At 66.5% G+C, this 25,049-nt stretch carries 22 protein-coding genes; 13 read left to right on the plus strand and 9 right to left on the minus strand.

The window, feature by feature from the left end:
• Positions 1-77: 77 nt before the first annotated feature.
• From ugpB to ugpQ, 5 genes are all read left to right on the plus strand, one after another.
• Positions 78-1,382 carry a sn-glycerol-3-phosphate ABC transporter substrate-binding protein UgpB gene (gene ugpB / locus RAMLITH_RS15865; protein WP_168108404.1) on the plus strand — a complete coding sequence of 435 codons (1,305 nt, stop codon included), beginning with the start codon at positions 78-80 and terminating at the stop codon, positions 1,380-1,382.
• A 109-nt stretch (positions 1,383-1,491) separates the two neighbouring features.
• Entirely contained in the window at positions 1,492-2,379 is an 888-nt protein-coding gene (gene ugpA / locus RAMLITH_RS15870; protein WP_168108405.1) for a sn-glycerol-3-phosphate ABC transporter permease UgpA, read from the plus strand.
• A 1-nt stretch (position 2,380) separates the two neighbouring features.
• Positions 2,381-3,232 carry a sn-glycerol-3-phosphate ABC transporter permease UgpE gene (gene ugpE, locus RAMLITH_RS15875; RefSeq protein ID WP_168108406.1) on the plus strand — a complete coding sequence of 284 codons (852 nt, stop codon included), beginning with the start codon at positions 2,381-2,383 and terminating at the stop codon, positions 3,230-3,232.
• Positions 3,233-3,234: 2 nt separating this feature from the next.
• Positions 3,235-4,248, plus strand: coding sequence for a sn-glycerol-3-phosphate import ATP-binding protein UgpC (locus RAMLITH_RS15880; protein ID WP_168108407.1), 1,014 nt, complete (start codon positions 3,235-3,237; stop codon positions 4,246-4,248).
• On the plus strand, positions 4,248-4,985 hold the full coding sequence (ugpQ, locus tag RAMLITH_RS15885) for a glycerophosphodiester phosphodiesterase (RefSeq protein WP_168108408.1): 738 nt from the start codon (positions 4,248-4,250) through the stop codon (positions 4,983-4,985). Before RAMLITH_RS15880 ends, ugpQ begins: the two co-directional genes overlap by 1 nt.
• Before the next feature lie 7 nt (positions 4,986-4,992).
• Here ugpQ and RAMLITH_RS15890 read toward each other — a convergent pair whose 3' ends face one another.
• From RAMLITH_RS15890 to RAMLITH_RS15905, 4 genes are all read right to left on the minus strand, one after another.
• Positions 4,993-5,820 carry a hypothetical protein gene (locus RAMLITH_RS15890; RefSeq protein WP_168108409.1) on the minus strand — a complete coding sequence of 276 codons (828 nt, stop codon included), beginning with the start codon at positions 5,818-5,820 and terminating at the stop codon, positions 4,993-4,995.
• Positions 5,821-6,007: 187 nt separating this feature from the next.
• On the minus strand, positions 6,008-6,598 hold the full coding sequence (locus tag RAMLITH_RS15895) for a DUF3501 family protein (protein ID WP_168108410.1): 591 nt from the start codon (positions 6,596-6,598) through the stop codon (positions 6,008-6,010).
• A 91-nt stretch (positions 6,599-6,689) separates the two neighbouring features.
• Positions 6,690-8,042: a heterodisulfide reductase-related iron-sulfur binding cluster gene (locus RAMLITH_RS15900; RefSeq protein ID WP_168108411.1), complete on the minus strand. Its 1,353-nt coding sequence runs from the start codon at positions 8,040-8,042 to the stop codon at positions 6,690-6,692.
• 147 nt (positions 8,043-8,189) lie between these two features.
• Positions 8,190-8,612, minus strand: coding sequence for a rubrerythrin family protein (locus RAMLITH_RS15905; protein ID WP_168108412.1), 423 nt, complete (start codon positions 8,610-8,612; stop codon positions 8,190-8,192).
• Positions 8,613-8,854: 242 nt separating this feature from the next.
• Here RAMLITH_RS15905 and RAMLITH_RS15910 point away from each other — a divergent pair, with 242 nt between their 5' ends.
• Positions 8,855-9,472, plus strand: a complete 618-nt coding sequence (locus RAMLITH_RS15910) for a VOC family protein (RefSeq protein WP_168108413.1) — start codon at positions 8,855-8,857, stop codon at positions 9,470-9,472.
• Between the two features lie 67 nt (positions 9,473-9,539).
• Positions 9,540-11,333 (plus strand): FAD-dependent monooxygenase, encoded by a 1,794-nt coding sequence (locus tag RAMLITH_RS15915; protein WP_168108414.1) that lies wholly within the window; start codon positions 9,540-9,542, stop codon positions 11,331-11,333.
• A gap of 43 nt (positions 11,334-11,376) precedes the next feature.
• On the opposite strand, the gene RAMLITH_RS26085 is transcribed toward RAMLITH_RS15915, so the two are convergent.
• From RAMLITH_RS26085 to RAMLITH_RS15925, 3 genes are read right to left on the minus strand one after another with little or no spacing between them, the layout of a single operon-like run.
• A complete protein-coding gene (locus RAMLITH_RS26085) occupies positions 11,377-11,502 on the minus strand; it encodes a hypothetical protein (protein WP_272954192.1) in 126 nt (41 codons plus the stop codon).
• Positions 11,503-11,528: 26 nt separating this feature from the next.
• The gene (locus RAMLITH_RS15920; protein WP_168108415.1) at positions 11,529-14,297 is read right to left on the minus strand and encodes a CARDB domain-containing protein; all 2,769 of its coding nucleotides are present in this window, start codon (positions 14,295-14,297) and stop codon (positions 11,529-11,531) included.
• A gap of 53 nt (positions 14,298-14,350) precedes the next feature.
• Positions 14,351-15,367, minus strand: a complete 1,017-nt coding sequence (locus RAMLITH_RS15925) for a peptidoglycan-binding protein (protein ID WP_168108416.1) — start codon at positions 15,365-15,367, stop codon at positions 14,351-14,353.
• A gap of 563 nt (positions 15,368-15,930) precedes the next feature.
• Here RAMLITH_RS15925 and RAMLITH_RS15930 point away from each other — a divergent pair.
• Both RAMLITH_RS15930 and RAMLITH_RS15935 read left to right on the plus strand, forming a co-directional pair.
• Positions 15,931-16,125 carry a DUF2783 domain-containing protein gene (locus tag RAMLITH_RS15930; RefSeq protein ID WP_168108417.1) on the plus strand — a complete coding sequence of 65 codons (195 nt, stop codon included), beginning with the start codon at positions 15,931-15,933 and terminating at the stop codon, positions 16,123-16,125.
• Positions 16,126-16,253: 128 nt separating this feature from the next.
• The gene (locus RAMLITH_RS15935; protein WP_168108418.1) at positions 16,254-19,073 is read left to right on the plus strand and encodes a valine--tRNA ligase; all 2,820 of its coding nucleotides are present in this window, start codon (positions 16,254-16,256) and stop codon (positions 19,071-19,073) included.
• Between the two features lie 78 nt (positions 19,074-19,151).
• Here RAMLITH_RS15935 and RAMLITH_RS15940 read toward each other — a convergent pair whose 3' ends face one another.
• Positions 19,152-19,694, minus strand: a complete 543-nt coding sequence (locus RAMLITH_RS15940; protein ID WP_168108419.1) for a hypothetical protein — start codon at positions 19,692-19,694, stop codon at positions 19,152-19,154.
• A gap of 44 nt (positions 19,695-19,738) precedes the next feature.
• The gene (locus RAMLITH_RS15945; RefSeq protein WP_168108420.1) at positions 19,739-20,149 is read right to left on the minus strand and encodes a hypothetical protein; all 411 of its coding nucleotides are present in this window, start codon (positions 20,147-20,149) and stop codon (positions 19,739-19,741) included.
• Positions 20,150-20,421: 272 nt separating this feature from the next.
• On the opposite strand from RAMLITH_RS15945, the gene RAMLITH_RS15950 reads away from it, so the two are divergent.
• From RAMLITH_RS15950 to RAMLITH_RS15965, 4 genes are read left to right on the plus strand one after another with little or no spacing between them, the layout of a single operon-like run.
• Positions 20,422-21,774, plus strand: a complete 1,353-nt coding sequence (locus tag RAMLITH_RS15950; protein ID WP_168108421.1) for a c-type cytochrome — start codon at positions 20,422-20,424, stop codon at positions 21,772-21,774.
• Positions 21,775-21,790: 16 nt separating this feature from the next.
• Positions 21,791-23,590 carry a cytochrome c oxidase subunit I gene (locus tag RAMLITH_RS15955; RefSeq protein WP_168108422.1) on the plus strand — a complete coding sequence of 600 codons (1,800 nt, stop codon included), beginning with the start codon at positions 21,791-21,793 and terminating at the stop codon, positions 23,588-23,590.
• A gap of 4 nt (positions 23,591-23,594) precedes the next feature.
• Positions 23,595-24,290: a cytochrome c oxidase subunit 3 gene (locus RAMLITH_RS15960; protein WP_168108423.1), complete on the plus strand. Its 696-nt coding sequence runs from the start codon at positions 23,595-23,597 to the stop codon at positions 24,288-24,290.
• Between the two features lie 33 nt (positions 24,291-24,323).
• The gene (locus RAMLITH_RS15965; protein WP_168108424.1) at positions 24,324-25,043 is read left to right on the plus strand and encodes a heme-copper oxidase subunit III family protein; all 720 of its coding nucleotides are present in this window, start codon (positions 24,324-24,326) and stop codon (positions 25,041-25,043) included.
• The last annotated feature ends 6 nt before the right edge of the window (positions 25,044-25,049 follow it).

The following is a 25,049-nucleotide window of genomic DNA, read 5'->3' on the forward strand; positions in this document are numbered from 1 at the left end:
GAGCGCGCAGCGCGGCTGTCCAATCTCCTGTCACAAACTGTTCGTACACTCCCAGGTTCTTGACAGAAGGAGAATCCATGAAGCTTCAACTTTCCGCGGCAGCCGTCGCCCTCGCCCTGTGCATTCCGGCGCAGGCCCAGACCGAGATCCAGTGGTGGCATTCCATGACTGGCGGCCTGAACGACTGGGTGGTCGACCTCGCCAACGGATTCAACGCCAGCCAGAAGGAATACAAGGTCGTGCCCACCTACAAGGGCAGCTACGACGAGTCCATGTCGGCGTCGATCGCCGCCTTCCGCGCCGGCAACGCCCCGCACATCCTGCAGGTGTACGAAGTGGGAACCGCCACCATGATGGCCGCCAAGGGCGCGATCGTCCCGGTGGGCAAGGTCCTGTCCGATGCCGGCTACAAGTTCGACCCCAAGGCCTACATCCCCGCCGTGGTCGGCTACTACACGGCGCCCAACGGCCAGATGCTGAGCTTCCCGTTCAACAGCTCCACCACGGTGCTGAACTACAACAAGGACCTGTTCAAGAAGGCGGGCCTCGATCCCAACAACCCGCCCAAGACCTGGCCCGAGCTGGTGCTGGCGGCCGGCAAGCTCAAGGCCTCCGGCGTGGCCTGCCCCTTCACGACGAGTTGGCAGACCTGGACCCAGCTGGAGAGCTTCTCCACCTGGCACAACACGCTGTTCGCGACGCACAACAACGGCTTCGGCGGCACCAAGGCGCGCCTGGCGTTCAACAGCCCGCTGCACGTGCGCCACATCGAGAACCTGTCCAACATGGCCAAGCAGGGCCTGTTCCACTATCGCGGCCGCGGCAACAAGGGCGACGCGCCCTTCTACTCCGGCGAATGCGCCATGGCCACCGCCAGCTCGTCGACCTACGCCAGCATCAAGAAGAACGCCAAGTTCGACTTCGGCATCGCCCCGCTGCCGTACTACCCCGACGTGCAGGGCGCGCCGCAGAACACCGTCATCGGCGGCGCCTCGCTGTGGGTCATGTCCGGCAAGCCGGCGCCCGAGTACAAGGGGGTCGCGGCCTTCTTCAACTACCTGACCAACGCCGAGATCCAGGCCAAGAGCCACCAGCGCACCGGCTACCTGCCGATCACCCTGGCTTCCTTCAAGATGACCGAGGACTCCGGCTTCTACAAGCAGAACCCCGGCACCGATACGGCCGTGAACCAGATGATCCGCAAGACGACCGACAAGTCGCGCGGCGTGCGCCTGGGCAACTTCAACCAGATCCGCGCGATCATGGAAGAGGAACTGGAACAGGTCTGGGCCGGCAAGAAGTCGGCCAAGGAGGGCCTGGACGCGGCCGTCAAGCGCGGCAACGAGCAGCTGGAACGCTTCGAGCGCGCCAACAAGGGCTGACACCCCCCCTGACGCGGCGGGCACGGCCCGCTGCGCGACAATATGACCCCCGCCAGCGCGCGCCAGCGTGCCGGGCGGGGGTCCTTCCATCCAGATCCCAAGAGGTATCGTGGCCGTCGAAAAACGAGTTCGCTTCAAGAGTTGGTGGCTGCCGTGGGTGCTGCTCGCGCCGCAGGTGGCTGTCATCACGATCTTCTTCTTCTGGCCGGCCGGCCAGGCGCTGCTGCAGTCGCTGCAGCAGCAGGACGCCTTCGGCGCCTCGATCGAGTGGGTGGGCCTGGACAACTTCCGCCGGCTCTTCGACGACCCCGGCTACATCGCGTCCATCCGCATCACCGCCCAGTTCTCGGTCCTGGTGGCGGGCCTCGGCCTGCTGCTGTCGCTGGCGCTGGCGGTCTTTGCCGACCGCGTGCTGCGCGGCGCGTCGGTCTACAAGGCACTGCTCATCTGGCCCTACGCCGTGGCGCCCGCGGTCGCCGGCGTGCTGTGGCTGTTCATGTTCGCCCCTTCGATCGGCATCGTGAGCTACTGGCTGCGCAAGGTGGGCGTCGAGTGGAACCACCTTCTCAACAGCGATCAGGCGATGACGCTGGTGGTGTTCGCCGCCGTCTGGAAGCACATCTCGTACAACTTCCTGTTCTTCCTGGCGGGGCTGCAGTCGATCCCCAAGAGCCTGATCGAGGCCGCCGCCATCGACGGCGCCGGCCCGTGGCGCCGTTTCTGGAGCATCGTGTTCCCGCTGCTGTCGCCCACCACGTTCTTCCTGCTCGTGATCAACATGGTGTACGCCTTCTTCGACACCTTCGCCATCATCGACGCCGCCACCGAAGGCGGCCCCGGCAAGGACACGGCGATCCTCGTCTACAAGGTGTACTACGACGGCTTCAAGGCGCTCGACCTGGGCAGCTCCGCCGCGCAGTCCGTCGTGCTGATGGCGATCGTCATCGCCCTCACGGTCATCCAGTTCCGCTACGTCGAGAAAAAAGTGAACTACTGATATGGTCGAACGACGTCCCCTCGCCACGGCCGTTTCCCACCTGGTGCTCGCGCTGGGTGTGCTGGTCATCGCCTTTCCGCTCTACGTCACCTTCGTCGCCAGCACCCATACGGCGCTGGACATCGTCCAGGTGCCGATGCCGATGTTGCCCGGCCCGCACCTGGTCGAGAACTACACCGCCGCCATCATGGGCACCAGCGACAGCGCCGCCTCGACAGCGCCGGTGGGCCGCATGATGGTCGTGAGCCTGATCACCGCCTTGGTCATCGCCATCGGCAAGATCGCGATCTCGCTGCTGTCGGCCTTCGCCATCGTCTACTTCCGTTTCCCGGGACGGATGTTCTTCTTCTGGGCGATCTTCGTGACGCTCATGCTGCCGGTGGAGGTGCGCATCGGGCCCACCTACCAGGTGGTCTCCGACCTCGGCATGCTCAACTCCTATGCCGGGCTGACGGTGCCGCTGATCGCCTCGGCCACCGCGACGTTCCTGTTCCGCCAGTTCTTCCTCACTGTCCCCGACGAGCTGGTGGAGGCCGCGCGCGTCGACGGCGCCGGCCCGATGCGCTTCTTCAAGGACGTCCTGCTGCCGCTCTCCACCACCAGCGTCGCCGCCCTCTTCGTGATCCAGTTCATCTACGGCTGGAACCAGTACCTGTGGCCGCTGCTGGTCACCACGGACGAATCGATGTATCCGGTGGTGATGGGCATCAAGCGCATGATCTCCGGCGGCGATGCGGCCAACGACTGGAACATCGTGATGGCCACGGCCATCCTGGCGATGATCCCGCCGGCGCTGGTGGTGCTGCTGATGCAGAAATGGTTCGTCAAGGGCCTGGTCGATTCCGAGAAATAGAAATGTCAGCAATCTCCTTTCGCAATGTCGTCAAGCGCTACGGCGCCGGCAAGCATGCAGTCCAGGTGATCCACGGCGTCAACGCCGAAGTGGAGACCGGCGAGTTCGTCGTGATCGTGGGGCCTTCCGGCTGCGGCAAGTCCACCTTGCTGCGCATGGTGGCCGGCCTCGAGGAGATCACCGAGGGCGAGATCCACATCGGCGGCCGCGTGGTCAACCGGCTCGAACCGGCCGAACGCGACATCGCCATGGTGTTCCAGAACTACGCGCTGTACCCGCACATGAGCGTGTTCGACAACATGGCGTACGGCCTGAAGATCAAGAAGGTGCCGGCCGCCGAGATCAAGGCCCGCGTCGACAAGGCCGCCGGCATCCTCGAACTCGGCCAGCTGCTCGAGCGCAAGCCGCGCCAGCTCTCCGGCGGCCAGCGCCAGCGGGTGGCCATGGGCCGCGCGATCGTGCGCCAGCCCAAGGTGTTCCTGTTCGACGAGCCGCTGTCCAACCTGGACGCCAAGCTGCGGGCGCAGACCCGCATCGAGATCCAGAAACTGCACCGCGAGCTGGGCATCACCTCGCTGTTCGTCACCCACGACCAGGTGGAGGCGATGACGCTCGCGCAGCGCATGCTGGTGATGAACGCCGGCGTGATGGAGCAGTTCGGCACGCCCGAGGAGGTCTATCACCGGCCGGCGTCCACCTTCGTCGCGAGCTTCATCGGCTCGCCGCCGATGAACCTGCTGAAGAACGCGCCCGGCAGCAAGCCCGGCACCATCATGGGCGTGCGCCCCGAGCACCTGGACATCGCCGACGCCGGCTGGCCGCTGCGGGTGGAAACCACCGAGTTGCTGGGCGCCGAGCGGCTGGTCTATGGCCGCCTGGGCGACGAGCAGGTGATCGTGCGCCACGAGGAGGGCCACGTCGAGCCGCCGAAACCCGACAGCACGATCCACGTGCGCCCGCGCGAGGACCGCGTGCACTGGTTCGACGCCGGCAGCGGCAAGCGCATCGCGAGCTGATGAAGCCCTGGCCGTACCCGCGCTGGATCGCGCACCGCGGCGCCGGCAAGCTGGCGCCGGAAAACACCATGGCCGCCTTCCGCCTGGGCGCGAGCCACGGCTACCGCATGTTCGAGTGCGACGCCAAGCTCTCAGCCGACGGCGTCGCCTTCCTGCTGCACGACGCGACGCTGGAGCGCACGACCAACGGCGCCGGCATCGCCGGCGAGCAGCCGTGGCGCGAACTGGCCCGGCTCGACGCCGGCGGCTGGCACTCGCGCGCCTATGCGGGTGAACCGGTGCCCACGCTCGAGAACCTGATGCGGTTCTGCCGCGCCGGCGGGTACTTCCTGGACCTGGAGATCAAGCCGACCCCGGGCGTCGAGCGGCACACCGGCGAGGTGGTCGCGCGCGAGGCGGCGCGCTGCTTCGCCGACGCGGCGGTGCCGCCGTTCCTCACCTCGTTCCGGCCCGAGGCGCTGGCCGGCGCCCAGGCCTCGGCGCCGCACCTGCCGCGCGGGCTGCTGCTGGACACGCTGTGGAACGGCTGGTTCGACGTCGCGCGCCAGCTCGATTGCGCGGCGATCGTCTGCAACCACGCGCTGTGGGACGAGGCGGTCGTGGCGCAGGTGCACGGCGCCGGGATGCGCTGCCTCAGCTACACGGTGAACGACGAATGGGCCGCCGCGCGCCTCATCGCGCTGGGGACCGACGGGATCGTCACCGACCGCGTGGACCTGTTCAGCCCGGCGGACTGAGCGGCGCTCAGCTCTTGCCGCCGCCGGCCGCGCGCCCGGCCACGCTGGCGGGATCCTGGGCGGGGGCGCCGATCGGCCCGCTGGAAGCCAGCAAATCCTTGTTCCCGCCGACCAGGTCCACCCGCAGCACCTGCGCGATCAGCTGGCCCGGCCCGGGGCCGATGGCCGCTTCCTGCACGAACACGTAGACGCGCAGCGAGCCGGTGAGCGCCAGCGGCGTATTGGTGCGCAACTGCTCGATCCTGCGCGCCGCCGCCTCGTCCTCGACCCGCAGCAGGGCGAAGTCGGCGCCGTTGGAAAACGCCAGCGAGTAATCCGCCGCCGTCCGCGCGAGGTCGAAGCCGCGCATGAAAGTGATCTTCGAGTCGGGGCCGACGGCGCGCAGCGGAAAGCCCTTCCTGAACACGTCGTACGGGCCCAGCGTGGCCTCCGTCTGGACCACGCGGTAGCGCAGCAAGGGATTGGCGGCGATGCGCCGCGCGCCCTCGCCGATCTGCGCGGCCAGCTGCGCCGTCGTTTCCTTCTTCTTCGCCTCGTCATACTGCGACTTGACGATCGGGGCGTCCGCGGCCTCCTTGGCCGCATCCACGGGTTGGCCGCTCACGGCGTAGAACAGCTCCGCCAGGTCGCGCCGGGTGGCGATGTGCTGGGAGGCAAAGGATTCCGGCTGGACGGCCGGGTCGGCCAGCGGCACCGCGGGCACGCGCGGGGCCGGGGCAGCGGCGGGCGCGGTGGACGAGGAAGCGGCGTTGGCCTGCGTCCATACGTCGGCGCCCTGGCCGCTGCACGCGCCCAGCAGCGACAACGAAATCCATGCGGGCAACAAACGACGCATCCCGGTGCTCTCCCTAGCTCGACTTCAGGCCGGCTCCACGGGGGCGCCGACGGCGCACCTGTCCTGCAGAGCCATAGCGTGAGATTAAGTCACTTCCATGACCATCTGTGTAACACGGTTGGGCGACCGGCGCGAACCGTGCAGTAGTACCGCACTCGAGTTGCGGGGCGGCGACTGGAGCGGCGCGCTACCGCAGGTCGCCCGCCAGGCAGGCGAGGGTCTCGGCGGGGATGGCGACATGCGCCGGGTAGTTGCGGTGGTCGCACCCGAGCTTGACGCCGGCACCCGCCCGGATCGCCGCCGCCGTCGCCGCCGGGAATTCGAACCGCAGGAAATGCACGGCCGACGTCTTCTGGTCGTTCTCGCGGTCGAGGTCCTCGTCGGCGATCGCGTACACCCTCGGCTGCCCTTCCACCTCGACGAACATGCGGTCCTCGATCCCGATCAGCCGGGCCAGTTCGCGCTGGCGTTCGTTGACGTCGGGATACTCGATCAGCATCGTGGCCTTCCAGTTGCTGCCGTCCGGCGCCAGCGGCGCGTAGGTCTCCAGTTCGTGCCCGATCGCGTCTTCCTCGAAGATCTTCTCGATCCGCAGCATCTCCTGGATCTGATAGCGGATGGTGCGCTCGTCCTCGAACTGCAGCGTGACGTGGTCGCCCAGCGCGACACTGCGCAGCTTGCGGTGCGCGATGACCTCCGCCTTGTGCTGCTTGCGCCAGGTGCTGTAAGCCTCCAGCGTCATGAGGCTTTCGCGGGTGATCTTTCCGGTCAGTTGCATGATCATTTCAATCCATTGGCGACGGGGCCGAAGACCTGTTCAGTCAGTTGGGGACAGAGCTGGAGATCTGTCCCGCAAGACATTCCGGGAATCAGCTCAATCCATAGGCCTTGCGCAGCAGCGTCAGCGGATGCGCCAGCCGCGGCTCGCCGAGCTGGTTGACCTCGAAACCCTGCTCGATGTGGTGGCCGCCCAAGGGGCAGTCCGAGCTGATGTAGTCGGGCAGCCCGCCCTGCGGGTGGTCGGCCATCTTCCTGAACAGCGGCTTGCCGATCTTCATCGCCATCGCATGCCCGTGCTTCTTGACGCCGTAGGTGCCGGCGTGCCCTGAGCACCGCTCCACGGTCTGCACCGAGGTCTGCGGAATCAGTTTCAGCAGCTCCTCGGTCTTGCGGCCGATGTTCTGCACCCGGCCATGGCACGGGACGTGGTAGCTCACCTTGCCGAGCGGCTGCGGGAACTCGGTCTTGAGCAACCCGTCGCGCTGGCGCGCGGCCAGGTATTCGAACGGGTCCCACATCGCTTCCTTCACCGCCTGCACGTCGGGCTCGTCCGGGTACATCAGCGGCAGTTCCTGCTTGAACATCAGCGTGCAGCTCGGCACGGCGCTGAGGATCGCGTAGCCCTCCTTCGCGTATTTCGCGAGGACGGGGATGTTCGCCTCCTTGGCGCGGTTCACCGAGTCGAGGTCGCCGATCTCCAGCTTGGGCATGCCGCAGCAGCGCTCCTTGTGCACCAGTTCGTAGGGAATCTCGTTGTGCCGCAGCACGGCCAGCAGGTCGTGGCCGATGCCCGGCTCGTTGTAGTTGATGTAGCAGGTGGCGAAGATCGCGACCTTGCCCGGCGTCTTGGCGCCGTCCTTCACCGGGAACTGCTCCGACTTCCCGGCGCCGGACCGGAACTTGCGCGTCGCCAGGTCCGGCAGCCAGGCGTCGCGGTCCACGTGCATCACCTTCTCCAGCGCGGCGCGGGCCGGCTTCGTGTGGTTGATCGCGTTGGCGGCCTGCACCACGACCGGGATGCCGGCCAGCTTGCCGTGCACGTCGGTCGACGCCAGCAGGCTGTCGCGCCGCGACACGCCGCCGTTCCTGAACTTGATCGCCTTGGCGCGCAGCATGGTGTGCGGGAAGTCCAGGTTCCACTCGTGCGGTGGCACGTACGGGCACTTGGTCATGTAGCACAGGTCGCACAGGTAGCAGTGGTCGACCACCTTCCAGTAGTCGGCCTTGGCCACGCCGTCGACCTCGCCCGACGAGCTTTCGTCGACCAGGTCGAACAGGGTCGGGAACGACCCGCACAGGCTCACGCAGCGGCGGCAGCCATGGCAGATGTCGAACACCCGCTCCAGCTCGGCGAACGCCTTCGCTTCGTCGTAGTACTCGGGATTGCGCCAGTCGACGGGATGGCGGGTCGGCGCTTCGAGGCTGCCTTCGCGTGCGGCCATGATGCTTTCTTTCTAGAAGGGCTCGGGTGAGGAGCGCGCCCTCACCCCAGGCCTCCGGTGGCGGGGGGTATTTGCCCCCACCCCAACCCTCCCCCGCTGGGGAGGGAGCCAATGCGCCCTCCCCGGAGGGGGAGGGAAGCAAAGACCTCAGTCGGTCAGTTCGTTCAGCGCCTTGGTGTAGCGGTTGGCGTGCGAGCGCTCGGCCTTGGCCAGGGTCTCGAACCAGTCGGCGATCTCGTCGAAGCCTTCGTCGCGCGCCGTCCTGGCCATGCCCGGGTACATGTCGGTGTACTCGTGCGTCTCGCCGGCGACGGCGGCCTGCAGGTTCTCGCGGGTCCGGCCGATCGGCAGCCCGGTGGCCGGGTCACCGCACTGCTCCAGCCACTCCAGGTGGCCGTGCGCATGGCCGGTCTCGCCCTCGGCGGTGGAGCGGAACAGCGCCGCCACGTCGTTCTGGCCCTCGACGTCCGCCTTGTTCGCGAAGTACAGGTAGCGCCGGTTGGCCTGGGACTCGCCTGCGAACGCGGCCTTCAGGTTCTCTTCCGTTTTGGAGCCTTTGAGTGCTGCCATGGTGACCTCTCCTTGGGTTGATGATCGGCGACCGGGCGCCTCGCGGCGCCCGGACCGACCGAAGATTAGACGCGGGTCCGGGCTGCGTCTAATTGGATGGATTAATTCACATCATAGCCGTTGGCTATGGTAGAGATAGAAATCATTGCCTTGTTCGCGACGCGGTCCGCCGGCATCTCGCCGCCGGCGGCCGGCTTAGCATCGCACCGACAGTCCGCACCAGTGAATCCAGGGAGACTTCCATGGCCGCCGTTCCGCAAGCAGGCGCGATTCCCGCGCCGCCGCCGATCCAGCAACTGCACCACTACGCCTACCGCGCCCGCGACGCCGAGGAGACGCGGCATTTCTACGAGGACATCCTCGGGCTCCCGCTCTACCACATCATCCAGAGCGACCACGTCCCCAGCACCGGCGAGTACTGCCCGTACACGCACTTCTTCTTCCGGCTGCAGGACGGCTCGTTCATCGCCTTCTTCGACCTCGGCGACGACGTGAAGTGCGAGCCCTCGCCCAACACGCCGATCTGGGTCAACCACATCTCGTTCCGGGTCGACTCGATGCAGGCCCTGCTGGACATGAAGGCGCGGCTGGAAGCGCACGGCATCGAGGTACTCGGCGTCACTGACCACCACATCTTCCACAGCATCTACTTCTTCGACCCGAACGGGATCCGCCTGGAGCTCACGGCGCAACTGGCCGACGAATTCCAGATGCTGCAGGAGAGCCGGACGGCCCATGCGCGCCTGCAGGAGTGGACCGCGCGCAAGGAGCAGTGGCGGCGCGAGCGGGCCGCCGGCCAGGCCGCCGAGCCGCTCAAGCCGCAGCGCAACGACCGGCCCGAGGTCGGCGCGCGACAATAGGGCCGTCCGCCTGGTCCGCGCGGCGCCGCGCGCCGCCGGCCAGCCGCGGCAGCACGAGGAGAAGCACATGCCGGCCGACTACGCCGAGACACCGTTTGCCAGCGGCTACGAATTCACCGAAGGCAGCGGCTACCAGCTGCCCGAGTATCCGTTCGAGGCGCCGCCCGAGATCGCGAGCGGCCAGACCAGCCATCACCACGTCGTGATCGTCGGCGCCGGGCTGGCCGGGCTCACGCTGGCCTGCGCCCTCGCCCGCTACGGCGTGCCGGCGCTGCTGCTGGACGAGGACAACACGGTCGGCGCCAAGGGTGCATCGTCGCGCGGCATCTGCTACACCCAGAAGTCGCTGGAGATCTTCGAGCGGCTGGGCGTATACGAGCGCATCGCGGCCAAGGGCATCCAGTGGAGCGTGGGCCGCACCTTCGCCGGCAGCGACGAGATCTATTCGTTCGACCTGCGCCAGCAGAGCAACTACAACCTCTCGAGCCAGCCGCCCTTCATCAACATCCAGCAGTTCTACATCGAGGGCTACCTGGTCGAGCGGCTGGCCGAACTGGGCCACGTGCAGGTGCGCTGGAAGAACCGGGTCACCGCGTTCCGCCAGGACGGCGAAGCGGCGACGCTCACGGTGGCCACGCCGGCCGGCGATTACCAGGTGCGAGCCGACTACGTGGTGGACGCCACCGGCGCGCACAGTCCTTTCCGCGGCTGGGTGGGCGCCTCGGTCACGGCGAAGAAGGGCGACGACCGCTGGTGCATCGCCGACGTGCGCTTCTCGAAGCGGCCGCCGGTGGAGCGCCACACCTGGATCGAGGCGCCGTTCAACGACAACCGCGCCGTGTGGCAGCACCTGATGGCCGACAACGTCTGGCGCATCGACTACCAGATGGCGCCAGACTCGGATCCGGTGGCGGTCAGCAAGGAGTCGGTGGTGCGCGAGCGGCTGGCGCGCCAGTTCGGCGCCGACTGCGAACTGGACATCGTGTGGGTGGGGCCGTACGCCTACCGCAGCGAGTGCATGGACCGCATGCGGCATGGCCGGGTGTTCTTCATGGGCGATGCCGCCAAGGTGGTGAGCCCCTTCGGCGCCCGCGGCGGCAACACCGGCGTGTCCGACGCCGACAACCTGGCCTGGAAGCTGGCGGCCGTGATGAAGGGCCGGGCCGACCCGGCGCTCCTGGACAGCTACGACGAGGAGCGGCACGAGGCGGCGCTGCAGAACGTGCGCGTCACCAACCGCACCTCGCGCTTCCTGCGGCCGCAGCCCGGCCAGCAGAAGCTGTTCCGCGACGCCGTGATCAGCCTGGCGCGGCGGCACGCCTTCGCCCGGCCACTGGTCAACACGGGCCGGATGGCAATCGCCAATCCGTACACCCGCTCCAGCGCCTGCGACAGGACCGGCGGCCAGCCGGTGCAGAACGTGAGCTTCGGCTGGGCCGACGGCTCGCCCGGCAGCGTCAACGACCTGGTCGAATGGGCCGAGGGGCGCCTGTTGCTGCTGGTCTTCGGCGACACCAGCCCGCAGGCGCTGCAGCGGCTGGCCGCGATCACCGAGACCATGCCGGTGCGCGCGGTTCAGGTGGTGGGCACCGAGGACATGCCGATGGCGCTGGAGCACGTGCTCGATCCCAAGGGCCACCTGCAAGGCGCCTGCCACGTGTTCGGCCACGCCTGGGCGCTGGTGCGGCCGGACAGTTACGTCGCGGCCACCGGCGAGAGCATCGATGCGACGCTGGTGCATGCGATCGCCAGGGCGCTGGGCCTCAAGGACGAAGCCGCCGGCCCGGCCGCCCAGATCCACAGCCCGCAACTGGGCGCGGAGCCACCCAGCTTCGAAGCGACGGGCGAGGAGGCGGCGTGAGGCCGGCGTGCTCGCCGGCGCGCGCCGGCGGCCCCAGGCGACTCTAGTGCGACTGCGATTGGCCGATGTGCGCGACCAGCGCGACAATCCGCCTCTGGACGTAGCCCTGCTGCGGATACGGCACGTCGCGGCAGTACTCGGCGGCTTCGCCGGTCTCTGCGGCGAGCAATCGCGCCCCCAATACCCTGGGGAATGTCAGGCGCCGACGACCTCTCCGTAGAAGGCGACACCCTCTCCACTGACACCGACCAGCGCCAGCATCGAGTGGTATTCGGCCGCGTCCGCGGTGAAGTAGTGGCCGCCTGAACTCCCGTTGGCAGGGTTGAAATCCTTGTCTTGAATCCAGACGCGGTAGACGGGTATGGCGGACTTGCCGGAGCTGTCCGTGGGCGATGAGTCTCTATAGACGCGGAAGCCTTCACCCTCGAGCCGCCAGTCATAGCCATTGATGCCGCTCGCTGACCACGTAAGGATTTGATCCCTTTCGGCAGTGTTGATGGTGAAGAAATGAGATTGGTGCTTTTCCGACCAGAACCGATACAGCGAGACGGCAGAGTCTGGGTTGCTATGGGCAGCTTCAAACGTAGATGTCCTCTGTACCCACGGCCATGCCGACTGCGACTTGACGAAAGCTGCCTCACTAGCTTGGACCGTATAAAAGTATGCGTAAGAGGCAGGGTTCACGCCGGGTCCGACCTTCTCGCTCTTGAACACGTACACCACATCCTTATCTGCGTCGCCTTTCGCCTGGTCCGTGGCCGACGGCTGTGATGCTGCTGAAACCACCGTGAAGGTATATGACTTTTTGTTGTTGGCTTCGACGCTCTCCGTCACCCAATTATTGTCATCGGGATTTAAATACAAGGTGTGCGTTCCGACAGCCAGGCTTGTGGTGTCCAGCGTGTAGTTGTAGGTGAATCCATTCGCCGGAGATATCGATGGAACTGCCGAGAAGCCGTAGTAGACGCTCGCACCGTTCGCACTCGTTTCCGAATCCAGCCGTATGCCAGGGTAAACCACAACGCCAGACGCGGCCGTCCCGATGTTCGAGACAGTCATCGAAAACTTCAATGCGCTTCCTTGAACGATGCTCGTACTTTCGAGCGTGGCGTTAACGATCAAATCGGGAAGAAGGGAGGAGGAGGCCGGTGCAGTAACCGTCAACGCCACTCCAGGCGAGGGGTTGTTGGTCTCGTTGCTCTCGCTGATCGCTGCGTCGTAGTCCGCAACCACGCCGATGTAGTAAGTCCCCGCGGCGGTCGTGTCCGGAATGGTCACCGTCGCGTTCTCGCTGGACCATGAGCCTGCCCCAATCGCGCCCACCGCGTCCGATGCCAGCAACACGTCTGCCGTGCTGATCGTGCTGTTTGTCGACAGATAGATGCCCGCCAACGAGGCACCCGCCGCAGCCGTACCCAGGTTGTCTACTGAGTAGGAGAGCGCGACCGTGCCGCCTTTGACCACCGACGTGCTGCTCAGCGTGGGGGTATATGCAGCGTCAAGGTCCACCGACGTCACGGGTGCAGTAACCGTCAACGCCACTCCAGGCGAGGGGTTGTTGGTCTCGTTGCTCTCGCTGATCGCTGCGTCGTAGTCCGCAACCACGCCGATGTAGTAAGTCCCCGCGGCGGTCGTGTCCGGAATGGTCACCGTCGCGTTCTCGCTGGACCATGAGCCTGCCCCAATCGCGCCCACCGCGTCCGATGCCAGCAACACGTCTGCCGTGCTGATCGTGCTGTTTGTCGACAGATAGATGCCCGCCAACGAGGCACCCGCCGCAGCCGTACCCAGGTTGTCTACTGAGTAGGAGAGCGCGACCGTGCCACCTTTGACCACCGACGTGCTGCTCAGCGTGGGGGCATGTGCGGCGTCAAGGTCCACCGACACAGCAGGCGTCGGCGCTGGAGCCGGGCTCGGTGCTGGCGTCGGCACCGGGCTGGAAGACGCGAGCAGTTCTGCTCCAGTCTTGATTACGCCGTCCGAGAACTGAAAACTCTCAATGGACCGAAGCGTGTCCTCCCCCGCGGAACCCGAAAGCAAAAGGCCGCCGCCCGTCGCAGCCACCGTATACCCCCTTCCGAACGCATAAGGGAGCTTGACGATATCGGTGCCAGCACCTCCATCGACAATGTTATTGACATTTTCGGCAGACATCGTCACGGTGTCCGCGCCGCTCCCCCCGACGATATTTTCGATGCTGACGATAGTTTCAACGATCGAGTCTGCGCTGGCCGTGCCGCTCGTCGCCAGTTCGATGCTCCACGTTGCCGAACTGTGCGAGAAATCAACAGTATCGGTCCCTGTGCCGCCGTCGAAAAAGTCGCGGCCAGGCCCCCCTACCAGCAGATCGTCGCCCCCTTCGCCATAAAGCCGATCAGGCCCGGCCCCGCCGAAGATGCGGTTGTTCGCGCTCGTGCCTCGAAGGTCATCAGAGTCGCTGGAAGTCGCGCCCGCCCAGTTCCCGGTACCGAATATATCCGTCGCTGCGATCTCCGATGGATTGCTGACATTGATGGTGTTCCCGACAAAGGCGAAATCGAAGAAGTCTGCAAAGAACGCCGGCGGAGCCGCATCGCCGCCGCCCCACGCGCGCATGATGTCGCCTGTGCCCTCAACCGCCGTCCGCGTGGTGGTGGACCCGAAGTGCACGTGAATATGCGGCCCGAAAGACATGCCGGTGTTGCCCGAGTACGCGATCTGAGTACCTGCGCCGACGAACTGGCCCACCCGCACCACGTCGGAATTGAGGTGGGCGTAAGTGGCATAGAAACCTCCGGTATGCAAAACCGTGACGAAGTTGCCGTACCCGCCGGCACCGCCCTCTCCGTTGTAACTGCCCGTGCGGATCGACACGACCGTGCCGGATGCGACAGCCAGTACGGGCGTGTTGGCGGCTGCGCTGAAGTCTACTGACCACGGATTCGGGCCATGGCTCGTGTCGCCCCCGTATCCCTGCGTGACCAAAGCACTCCCGCCCAACGGGAACTGAGTAAGTGCAATAGGTTTCGCCACGACTGCTATCGCTGGAGTTCGGCGCGCGTCGGCTCGTCGAGCATGCCGGTCGCGGGCAACTTGCGGTCAGCCTGGAATGCGCGAACCGCGGCCGCGGTTTTGCGCCCCAGCAGCCCATCCGGTGTCCCGGTGTCGTACCCCAGACTGCGAAGCCTTTCCTGCGCCTCCTTGACTGTGAGCCCGCTGCGCGGCGCAGGCGCCGCTGCCGCCCCGTCCACGGCCAGCTTGCCACCGGCGCCCAGCCCCTCGCCGCCCATCGACTGTGGCGTGTAGTTTCGGACGGCTTGGACCAACTGGTTGTACGCATTCAGGAAAGCCGCCGCGACGACCTTTCCCTGCGGTGTGTTGGTGTATCCGCCCAAGCCCACGGCACCGGCGCCACCGGCGACCAATCCGCCGAGACCGAAGTCGGCATTCTTGGCGCTACCTTCCGCAGCGGCTACTTGCACTCCCGACCGGTTGTCCACAAGCGTGAGAATGGCTGCGGCTTCGTTGGTCCTGATGCCTGCGACGAGCGCGCCGACGATCGGATTAAACATGGCTACCGCACCGCCAATGCCGCCTGTGCCTTGCTCGCTAAACAGCACTTCGGGGTTGATGCTGTAGTCAGCACTGACCATCTGCCCCTTGCCGAAGTTGCTGTTTGCCCGAAGCTCACCGGTTTGTTGGAACGCCCGTTCCTGCTGCATGTTGGCGAGCGCCCGCCCGCGGTCCACGACGACGAAGCAATTGCTCTGCTGCACCAGCAGGCGCAGCACCGGGACGGTGGAAGGAAGCCGGTACTGCGACGTCAATTGCTGATACCAGGCCGCCTGTTGGTCTTCGACCAACGCCATAGTGCCCAATGGTTGGGAGCATTTCTCCAGTTGGGATGAAGCGTTCTGTGCGTTCGCACCGCCTGCGGACCCGGTCGCGGCAGTCTTGGCTGAGCCATCTCCCAGTTTGGGCGCCGTAGCGACGCATGCCTGGAGGGCCGCTGCCAGCGTGGCGAGCGCGATGAGATGCACACTCTTCTGACTCATGCGTCTTCCCCGGTCTGTTACGGAAAGTAATTCAAAACCTTTGTCACGGCGCGGTCAAGGTGCATGCCTGGGGGGTTGCAGCCGCGGCGGCGAATGCGGCAGACGTCCGCGAACAAGCTATTCAATCCATCGCTCGCGCCGCGACGGGAGAGGAATACGTTTGCGTTCGAGCATCCGACGCTGACAGACAGGCGACTTCGCGCTGCGTGTGACGGTACGACCCCCCTCGTACTTACCCTTAGAGGTTTGCTACCACTTGATGACCTGAATCAAACGTGACGTGGCTATGGTCAGCAACTCCGTCCAGGTGTATCTCGGTCGCGGCGGCCGCAGCGCTATAGCTGGCATCGCCTGCACCAGGGCATAGGAGGCGCCGCCCCATCTCACGACTCAACAAATCGAGGAAGCAACCTCTTGACTCGCCGGTCGGGTCTGATCGAGATGCGCAGCCGCGCGCGAACACGGTATAAGACTGCCGTCGAGATCGCCCTGACCATGAAAGGAAAGCGGATCAAGGGCACCGCCGGCGCACGGGGCGTGCGCGCCGGATTTCCGCGCGAGCCATGAAGACCACATTCCACATGCAGGACGGCGACGGCTTCTACGAGCAGTTGCTCGACGCCCACGAAGGCCTGACGAAAGAGCAGTCCGACCTGCTCAACGCCCGCCTGATCATCGTGCTGGCGAACCAGGTCGGCGACGCGAAAGTGCTCAAGGAGTGCATCGCCACCGCAAAATTGGGGTCAGATTCCAATTAATCGGGCGCGGACCGCGAGGCCCGTGGCCCCGGGCCGCTCTCCCCGCCTGGCTAAAATCGAGCCCCAAGTTCCATGCCCGCGGGGTCGGATTCCAATTGAGGGATTAATTGGAATCTGACCCCATTTATATGACCACCCTCCAGCAGCCCGGCCTCGAAAGCCTGTCGAAATCCTTCGAACCCGCCGCCATCGAAGCCAGGTGGGGGCCGCTGTGGGAAGAGCGCGGTTACGGCCGCGCGGGCCATCGCGGCACGGGCGCGCCGAAGGCCGGCGAGCCCTCCTTCGCCATCCAGCTGCCGCCGCCCAACGTCACCGGCACGCTGCACATGGGGCACGCGTTCAACCAGACCATCATGGACAGCCTCACGCGGTACCACCGCATGCGGGGCTTCAACACGGTGTGGGTGCCGGGCACCGACCACGCGGGCATCGCGACCCAGATCGTCGTCGAGCGCCAGTTGCAGGAACAAGGTCTCTCGCGCCATGAACTGGGCCGCAAGAACTTCGTGGCCAAGGTCTGGGAGTGGAAGGAGAAGTCCGGCAACACCATCACCACGCAGATGCGCCGCATGGGCGACAGCGTGGACTGGTCGCGCGAGTACTTCACGATGGACGAGAAGCTCTCGCCCATCGTCACCGACACCTTCGTCAAGCTCTACGAGCAGGGCCTGATCTACCGCGGCAAGCGGCTGGTCAACTGGGACCCGGAGCTCAAGACCGCCGTGTCGGACCTCGAGGTGGAGAGCGAGGAGGAAGACGGTTTCCTCTGGCACATCCGCTACGAGCTGTCCGACGGCTCGGGGCACGTCACCGTGGCCACCACGCGGCCCGAGACCATGCTGGGCGACGTGGCCGTGATGGTCCACCCCGAGGACGAGCGCTACCGGCATCTGGTGGGCAGGACGGTGCGCCTGCCGCTGTGCGACCGCGAGATCCCGGTCATCGCCGACGACTACGTGGACCGCGAATTCGGCACCGGCGTGGTCAAGGTGACGCCGGCCCACGACGCCAACGACTATGCCGTGGGACACCGCCACCAGCTGCCGATCATCGGCGTGCTGACCCTGGACGCGAAGATCAACGACAACGCACCGGCCGCTTACCGCGGCATGGACCGCTTCGAGGCGCGCAAGAAGGTGGTCGCCGACCTGGAGGCGCTCGGCCTGCTGGAGGAGACGCGCAAGCACAAGCTGATGGTGCCGCGCTGCGCCCGCACCGGGCAGGTCGTCGAGCCGATGCTCACCGACCAGTGGTTCGTCGCCATGACCAAGGTCGGCGAGCAGGACCCCACGGGCAAGTCGATCGCGCAGAAGGCGATCGATGCGGTGCAGTCCGGCGCCGTGACGTTCGTGCCGGAGAACTGGGTCAACACCTACAACCAGTGGATGAACAACATCCAGGACTGGTGCATCTCGCGCCAGCTCTGGTGGGGCCACCAGATCCCGGCCTGGTACGACGAGCAGGGCGAGGTCTACGTCGCGCGCAACGAGGCCGAGGCGCAGGCCAAGGCGCCGGGCAGGAAGCTCACGCGCGACCCCGACGTGCTGGACACCTGGTACTCGTCGGCGCTGGTGCCTTTCTCCACGCTCGGCTGGCCGGCGAAGACGCAGGACCTCGACCTGTACCTGCCCTCCACGGTGCTGGTGACCGGCTACGACATCATCTTCTTCTGGGTCGCCCGGATGATCATGATGACGACGCACTTCACCGGACAGGTGCCGTTCCGGCATGTCTACATCCACGGCCTGGTGCGCGACTCGCACGGCAAGAAGATGAGCAAGTCCGAGGGCAACGTGCTGGATCCGGTCGACCTGATCGACGGCATCGCGCTCGCGCCGCTGCTCGACAAGCGCACCACCGGCCTGCGCAAGCCGGAAACGGCGCCGCAGGTGCGCAAGAACACCCAGAAGGAATTCCCCGAAGGCATTCCGGCCTTCGGCGCCGACGCGCTGCGCTTCACCTTCGCGTCGCTCGCCACGCTGGGCCGCAACATCAATTTCGACCCGAAGCGCTGCGAGGGCTACCGCAACTTCTGCAACAAGCTCTGGAACGCCACCCGGTTCACGCTGATGAACTGCGAGGGCCACGACCTGGCCGAGGCCGGTGCCACCCTCACGCCCGCCGACCGCTGGATCGTCTCGCGGCTGCAGCGCGCCGAAGCCGAAGTCGCCGAGGGCTTTGCCACTTATCGCCTCGACAACGTCGCGAACGCCGTCTACCAGTTCGTGTGGGACGAGTTCTGCGACTGGTACCTGGAGATCGCCAAGGTGCAGATCCAGACCGGGGGCGCCGAGCAGCAGCGCGGCACCCGCCGCACCTTGATGCGCGTGCTGGAAGCGATCCTGCGCCTCGCCCATCCGGTGATCCCCTTCATCACCGAGGAGCTGTGGCAGAAGGTCGCGCCGGTCGCCGGCAAGCAAGGCGAGTCGGTGAGCATCGCGCCGTATCCGCAGGCGCAGGAAGCCAACATCGACCCGCAGGCCGAGGCCGCGATCGATCACCTCAAGCAGGTAGTCGACGCCTGCCGGGCGCTGCGCGGCGAGATGAACGTGTCGCCGTCGACGCGCCTGCCGGCCTACGTGCTGGGCGACGCCGACTTCATGCGCCAGGCCGCGCCGGTGCTGCAGGCGCTGGCCAAGCTGAGCGAGGTGAAGGTGTTCGACGACGAAGCCGCGTGGGCCGCCGCCAGCCAGGCCGCACCGGTGGCCGTCGTCGGCGACGCGCGCCTGTGCCTGCACATGGAGATCGACGTCGCCGCCGAGAAGGTGCGCCTGTCCAAGGAAGTCGCGCGGCTTACCGGCGAACTGGCCAAGGCCAACGGCAAGCTGGCGAACGAGGCGTTCGTGGCCAAGGCGCCGCCCGCCGTGATCGAGCAGGAGCGCGGCCGCATCGCGCAGTTCACGCAGACGCTGGGCAAGCTGCAGGACCAGTTGAAGCGGCTGGGATAAGGGACGGCGCGGACGGGCGCCAGTCCCGTCTCACCGCTCGGAACGAGCGTCGTTGCGCAGCGGACGCTCCGGCGCTGTTCAACTACACCAGACGTCGCGTCCACCGGCGGCGTTCCAGTCCTGTTGGATGGAGCGCGCATCCTCGTCGGAGCGCGGTTCGACCATCATCAGGATGCCGCCCGCCTGGATGCCTGCTTCGTAGTGGCGGACCCGCTCCTGCGGGATGCCCCAGTCGCCGAGGGCGCCGATGAGGCCCGCCGCCAGTCCGGCCGCGCCGGCGCCAGCGAGTGCCGCGGCGACGGGGCCGGCGGCAACGAAGCCAAGGCCTGGCAGCGCCAGCGCGGCGCCCGCCGCGGCGAAGATCGTCACCAGGATCTCGACGCGCCCTCCCGCGGGCCCGCCGAGCTCCCCTCCTTCCGCCTTCTTGCGCGCCAGCACCGTGGCGGCCTCGCTGCCGTCGGCGAAGAGGCGATGGCGAGTGTCCTCGGACATGCCGATGTTCACATCGCCGATCTGGTAGCCGCGGTCGGCGCAGGCCTGCCACGCGCGCCCGGCGCTGTCGCCGTCGCCGAACAGGCCCGTGATCATCCTGCGCTTGCCGCTGTCGGATGCAGTGGCCATCGATTCCTCCCCGCCGGCCCTCCAGGCGCGAGCCGGCTCTTTCGTCAGACGACGAGGTCCTCGATCACGAGGAAACGATAGCGCTGCCCGTAGGAGATGTGCGTGTCCTTCAGCAGGTCGATCACGTGCTGCGAGTTGACCTTGGCGCCGGCGTGCACGAACAGCGCGTAATGGCCTTCGTGCGCGAGCTGGCGAAAGTGCTGCGCCGTCTCGCCTTCGGTGCCGACGGAGGGCAGCACCCAGTCGCTGTCTTCCTCGGTGGCGCCGGTGATCTGGCTTTCGAATTCCCGGGGCGTCGCGAGGCTCATCTCCTCCTCCGATACGCCGTCCTTCTTGAGCAGCTCGCACGCGTGGCGAGCGTCCTGTTCGGTCGGGAACATCAGCACCATGTGCCCGGTGGGGTAGAAGACGCCGCGCATCGCGGACTTGAAGGGAAAGAGGCTGAAGTGTTTCATCGGCGACTCCTGGACGAACTTCAACGAAAGTGAGCATAGGCTTGCCATCTCCGCGCGGAAACAGGAGACCATGACTGCGCAGGGGCGAACGCATCGGGTGTAAAAGCTGGTGCTCTGCGCTGTCGCGGCGCAAGGGAGGCACCATGGACACACTCCTGTGGTTGCGTCGCGCGGGATTGCGCGCGATGCACCGGACTGCGGTGGCATCCGGTTCGCTCTCCACTCCGGTCGAGCTGCCTCGCGGCGCCGGCGGCACCGCACGCTAGCCAGCCATGGCGCTCGCGATCGCACTGGTCGGCCTGGCCCTCGGCTCCGTCCTGTTCCACTTCCTCAGCCCCTGGTATTTCACGCCGATCGCGTCCAACTGGGGGGCCATCGACACCACGATCGCCATCACCTTCTGGGTGACCGGGATCGTGTTCGTCGCCGTGAGCTTCTTCATGGCGTGGGCGTTGGTCCGTTACCGCCACCGCGCCGGTGCGCGCGCGGCCTACGAGCCCGAGAACAAGAAGCTGGAGTGGTGGCTGCTCGTCCTCACGGGCGTCGGTGTCGCCGCCATGCTGGCGCCGGGGCTGGTCGTGTGGGCTGAGGTCGTCCAGGTACCGAAGAATGCCCAGGTGGTCGAAGTGCTCGCCCAGCAGTGGCACTGGAGCTATCGCCTTCCGGGCAAGGACGGAAAGCTCGCGACGGTGCATTCGCGTTTCGTCAACGACGGCAATCCGTTCGGAATCAACCCCGCCGATCCCAACGGCGGCGACGACGTGCTGTTGTCGACTGCCGAAGTGCATGTGCCGGTGGGCCAGCCCGTCAAGCTGCTGCTTCGGTCCAAGGACGTGCTGCACAACTTCGCGGTGGCCCAGCTGCGCGTGAAGATGGACATGGTGCCGGGCCTGGTCACGTATGCCTGGTTCACGCCCACCCGCACCGGCTCGTACGACCTGCTGTGCGAGGAACTTTGCGGCGTCGGCCATTTCGCGATGCGCGGCCGGCTCGTGGTGGACGAGCCTGCCGCCTACCAGGCCTGGCTGGACCGCCAGCAGACGGCGGCCCAGGCCCGGGCCCGCCCCGCGGCCGACGTCGCGGCGGGCAAGGCCGCCTACGCGCCATGCGCTGCCTGCCATGGCGCGAACGGCGAAGGCAACGTCGCCCTCAACGCCCCACGGCTGAGCGGCCACGGCGCCTGGTACCTCGAGCGGCAGCTCAGGTCGTTCAAGCAGGGCCTGCGCGGCACGCACGAGAAGGACGTGTTCGGCAGGATGATGGCGCCGATGGCCGCGACCCTCGCGGATGACAAGGCCGTGGCCGACGTCGCGGCCTACGTCGCCGGCCTGCCGGACGCGCCCGTGCCGGCCACCATCAAGGGCAACGTGAAGAACGGGCGCGAGCGCTACGCGACCTGCGCCAGCTGCCACGGCGCGGACGGGCGCGGGATCATGGCGACGAACGCGCCGCGGCTCCAGGGGATGAGCGACTGGTACATGGCGACCCAGCTGAAGAATTTCCGCGACGGCGTCCGCGGCGGCCATCCGCAGGACATCTACGGCGGCCAGATGGCGCTGGTGGCCGGCATGCTCGCCGACGACGCGGCGATCGGCGACATCCTGGCCTACATCAACTCGCGCTGACCCCCGTGGAGGAGCGATGACCACTTACGTTGCACACGAGGAATCGGAGTTCGCACCGGCCGCGGAGGTGGGCGAGGTCGAGCTCTACCACCCCAGGACGTTCGTCGGCAAGTACATCTGGAGCCAGGATGCGAAGGTGATCGCCATCCAGTACTCGGTGACCGCGATCGCGATCGGGCTGGTGGCGCTGGTGCTCTCCTGGCTGATGCGCCTGCAGCTGGGCTTTCCGGGCCGGGCCGGCTTCATCGATCCCAGCACCTACCTGCAGCTGGTCAGCATGCACGGGATGATCATGGTGATCTACCTGCTCACCGCACTGTTCCTGGGCGGCTTCGGCAATTACCTGATCCCGCTGATGGTGGGGGCGCGCGACATGGTGTTCCCCTACGTCAACATGCTCAGCTACTGGCTGTACCTGCTGGCGGTGCTGCTGCTCGCGGCGAGCTTCTTCGTTCCGGGCGGACCCACCGGCGCCGGCTGGACCCTGTACCCGCCGCAGGCCATCCTGGACGGCACCCCGGGCGCGAGCTGGGGCATCATCCTGATGCTCGTCTCGCTGATCGTCTTCGTCATCGGCTTCACGATGGGCGGCCTGAACTACGTGGTCACCGTGCTCCAGGCCCGAACGCGGGGCATGACGATGATGCGCCTGCCGCTGACGGTGTGGGGCATCTTCATGGCCACGATCCTGGCATTGCTGGCGTTCCCGGCCCTGTTCGTCAGCGCCGTCATGATGCTGCTGGATCTCACGCTGGGCACCAGCTTCTTCATGCCCGCGCTTGTCTCGAAGGGACAGCAGCTGAGCTACTCGGGCGGCAATCCGCTGCTGTTCCAGCACCTGTTCTGGTTCTTCGGCCATCCCGAGGTCTACATCGTGGCGCTGCCTGCCTTCGGCATCGTGTCCGACCTGATCAGCACGCACGCGCGCAAGAACATCTTCGGCTACCGCATGATGGTCTGGGCCATCCTGGTGATCGGCGGCTTGAGCTTCGTCGTGTGGGCCCACCACATGTACGTGAGCGGCATGAACCCCTACTTCGGGTTCTTCTTCGCCACCACCACCCTCATCATCGCGGTGCCGACCGCCATCAAGGTCTACAACTGGGTGCTGACGCTGTGGCGCGGCAACATCCACCTGAACGTGCCGATGCTGTTCGCCATCGCGTTCATCTTCACCTTCGTCAACGGCGGCCTCACGGGCCTGTTCCTGGGCAACGTGGTGGTGGACATGCCGCTCTCGGACACCATGTTCGTGGTCGCGCATTTCCACATGGTCATGGGGATCGCTCCGGTGCTGACGGTGTTCGGCGCCATCTACCACTGGTACCCCAAGATCACCGGACGCATGCTGGACGACACGCTGGGCCAGGTCCACTTCTGGATCACCTTCGTCGGGACCTACGCGATCTTCTACCCGATGCACTACCTGGGCTTCATGGGCATTCCGCGCCGCTACTACGCGATCGGCGGCACCAGCTTCATCCCCGACTCGGCGCACCTGCTGAACGCGTGGATCTCGCTGGCCGCCTTCGTCGTCGGCGCGGCGCAGCTGGTATTCCTCTACAACCTGTTCGCCAGCTACTTCAGGGGCAAGCCGGCCGGACCGAACCCCTGGAACGCCACGACGCTCGAATGGCAGACGGCGCACACGCCGCCCCGCCACGGAAACTTCGGCAAGGAACTGCCCGCCGTCTACCGCTGGCCCTACGACTACGGCGTTCCCGGCCTGAAGACCGACTACATCCCGCAGAACGTGCCCCCGGCGGCGGTCCCGGCCGAAGGCTGGACGCGGACCGCGCAACCGGCAGCAGGGTAGCCACATGACCATCGGACTGGTCTTCCTCACCGGCCTGATGGCCGTGATCGTGTGGTGGCTGTTCCGGCAGACGATCGACGTGCAGCCGTGGCTGGCGCACGCCACAGCGGGCGACACGCGCGGCGCGGCGGCGCGGCCGGCGGTCAAGACGGCCCTGTGGGTGTTCCTCGGCGTCGCCACGTCGCTGTTCGTGCTGTTCGTCAGCGCCTATGCCATGCGCCTGCCGCTGGCGGACTGGACGCCGCTGCCGCGGCCCCGGTTGCTCATGTTCAACACCGCGCTCCTGGTCGGCGCGAGCCTGGCGATGGAGTGGACGGTGTACGCCGCCCGCCGCGCGAATCGTGACGGCGTCGCCCGCGGCCTCTGGGCGGCCGGCCTGCTGACGTTCGGCTTCCTCGCGGGGCAGTTGTTCGTCTGGAAGCAGCTCGACGACGCGGGCTACTTCGTCGCGGCGAGCGCGGCCACGGCGTTCTTCTACCTCTTCACCGCCGTGCACGGCCTGCACGTGCTCGGCGGGCTCGTGGCATGGGCGCGCGCCGTCCTGCGGGTGTGGCGCGGAGCGGAACCGGCGAGGGTGCGGCTCGGCGCCGAACTGTGCGCGACCTACTGGCATTACCTGCTCGCCGTGTGGGTGGCGCTGTACGCGCTGCTCGTGTCGGACGGGATCGGATTGGCGATCTGCTCTTCGGCCACCTTGTGAACCACGGCCGCCAGCGATGAAGGAGCCGCTCTCATGACGCACCAGGCAACCGGCACGGCAGGACCGCTGCGCTCGCGCGGCCAGTGGCAGAACCTCGTCGCGGACGTGTCCTCGGACCAGCGCGCCTTCAAGGGCGTGCCCTGGGGCAAGCCGATGATGTGGATCTTCCTGCTCAGCGACACCTTCATCTTCGGCAGCTTCCTGGTCTCGTACATGACGGTGCGCATGTCCACCACCGTGCCATGGCCGAATCCCAGCGAGGTGTTCGCGCTGACCATCTTCGGCAAGAGCGTTCCGCTGCTGCTGATCGCGATCATGACCTTCATCCTGATCAGCAGCAGCGGCACCATGGCCCTCGCGGTCAACTTCGGCTACCGACGCGACCGCAAGCTCACGTTCATGCTGCTGATCGCGACGGCGGTGCTGGGTGCGACCTTCGTCGGGATGCAGGCATTCGAATGGTCAAAACTGATCCACGAAGGCGCGCGCCCGTGGACCAATCCCTGGGGTGCGCCGCAGTTCGGATCGGCGTTCTTCATGATCACGGGCTTTCACGGCACGCACGTCACGATCGGCGTCATCTTCCTGGTGATCGTGGCGCTGAAGGTCCTGCGCGGCGATCTCGACCGCGAGCGGCCCGGATTCCTTACCGGGCGCCGAGGGAATTACGAGATCGTCGAGATCATGGGCCTGTACTGGCACTTCGTGGACCTGGTCTGGGTCTTCATCTTCGCGTTCTTCTATCTCTGGTAGGACGGA

The organism is Ramlibacter lithotrophicus (genome assembly GCF_012184415.1).
GTDB classification, from domain to species: domain Bacteria; phylum Pseudomonadota; class Gammaproteobacteria; order Burkholderiales; family Burkholderiaceae_C; genus Ramlibacter; species Ramlibacter lithotrophicus.

What these genes read in the sequence shown, in the direction of transcription:
- ugpB (WP_168108404.1), top strand. Translation starts at nt 78, where the DNA reads ATGAAGCTTCAACTTTCCGCGGCAGCCGTCGCCCTCGCCCTGTGCATT.
- RAMLITH_RS15895 (WP_168108410.1), bottom strand. Translation starts at nt 6,598, where the DNA reads ATGCAACTGACCGGAAAGATCACCCGCGAAAGCCTCATGACGCTGGAG.
- RAMLITH_RS15910 (WP_168108413.1), top strand. Translation starts at nt 8,855, where the DNA reads ATGGCCGCCGTTCCGCAAGCAGGCGCGATTCCCGCGCCGCCGCCGATC.
- RAMLITH_RS15915 (WP_168108414.1), top strand. Translation starts at nt 9,540, where the DNA reads ATGCCGGCCGACTACGCCGAGACACCGTTTGCCAGCGGCTACGAATTC.
- ugpQ (WP_168108408.1), top strand. Translation starts at nt 4,248, where the DNA reads ATGAAGCCCTGGCCGTACCCGCGCTGGATCGCGCACCGCGGCGCCGGC.
- RAMLITH_RS15905 (WP_168108412.1), bottom strand. Translation starts at nt 8,612, where the DNA reads ATGGCAGCACTCAAAGGCTCCAAAACGGAAGAGAACCTGAAGGCCGCG.
- RAMLITH_RS15950 (WP_168108421.1), top strand. Translation starts at nt 20,422, where the DNA reads ATGGCGCTCGCGATCGCACTGGTCGGCCTGGCCCTCGGCTCCGTCCTG.
- RAMLITH_RS15960 (WP_168108423.1), top strand. Translation starts at nt 23,595, where the DNA reads ATGACCATCGGACTGGTCTTCCTCACCGGCCTGATGGCCGTGATCGTG.
- RAMLITH_RS15930 (WP_168108417.1), top strand. Translation starts at nt 15,931, where the DNA reads ATGAAGACCACATTCCACATGCAGGACGGCGACGGCTTCTACGAGCAG.
- RAMLITH_RS15945 (WP_168108420.1), bottom strand. Translation starts at nt 20,149, where the DNA reads ATGAAACACTTCAGCCTCTTTCCCTTCAAGTCCGCGATGCGCGGCGTC.
- ugpE (WP_168108406.1), top strand. Translation starts at nt 2,381, where the DNA reads ATGGTCGAACGACGTCCCCTCGCCACGGCCGTTTCCCACCTGGTGCTC.
- RAMLITH_RS15890 (WP_168108409.1), bottom strand. Translation starts at nt 5,820, where the DNA reads ATGCGTCGTTTGTTGCCCGCATGGATTTCGTTGTCGCTGCTGGGCGCG.
- RAMLITH_RS15940 (WP_168108419.1), bottom strand. Translation starts at nt 19,694, where the DNA reads ATGGCCACTGCATCCGACAGCGGCAAGCGCAGGATGATCACGGGCCTG.
- RAMLITH_RS15900 (WP_168108411.1), bottom strand. Translation starts at nt 8,042, where the DNA reads ATGGCCGCACGCGAAGGCAGCCTCGAAGCGCCGACCCGCCATCCCGTC.
- RAMLITH_RS15880 (WP_168108407.1), top strand. Translation starts at nt 3,235, where the DNA reads ATGTCAGCAATCTCCTTTCGCAATGTCGTCAAGCGCTACGGCGCCGGC.
- RAMLITH_RS15925 (WP_168108416.1), bottom strand. Translation starts at nt 15,367, where the DNA reads ATGAGTCAGAAGAGTGTGCATCTCATCGCGCTCGCCACGCTGGCAGCG.
- RAMLITH_RS15965 (WP_168108424.1), top strand. Translation starts at nt 24,324, where the DNA reads ATGACGCACCAGGCAACCGGCACGGCAGGACCGCTGCGCTCGCGCGGC.
- RAMLITH_RS15955 (WP_168108422.1), top strand. Translation starts at nt 21,791, where the DNA reads ATGACCACTTACGTTGCACACGAGGAATCGGAGTTCGCACCGGCCGCG.
- RAMLITH_RS15935 (WP_168108418.1), top strand. Translation starts at nt 16,254, where the DNA reads ATGACCACCCTCCAGCAGCCCGGCCTCGAAAGCCTGTCGAAATCCTTC.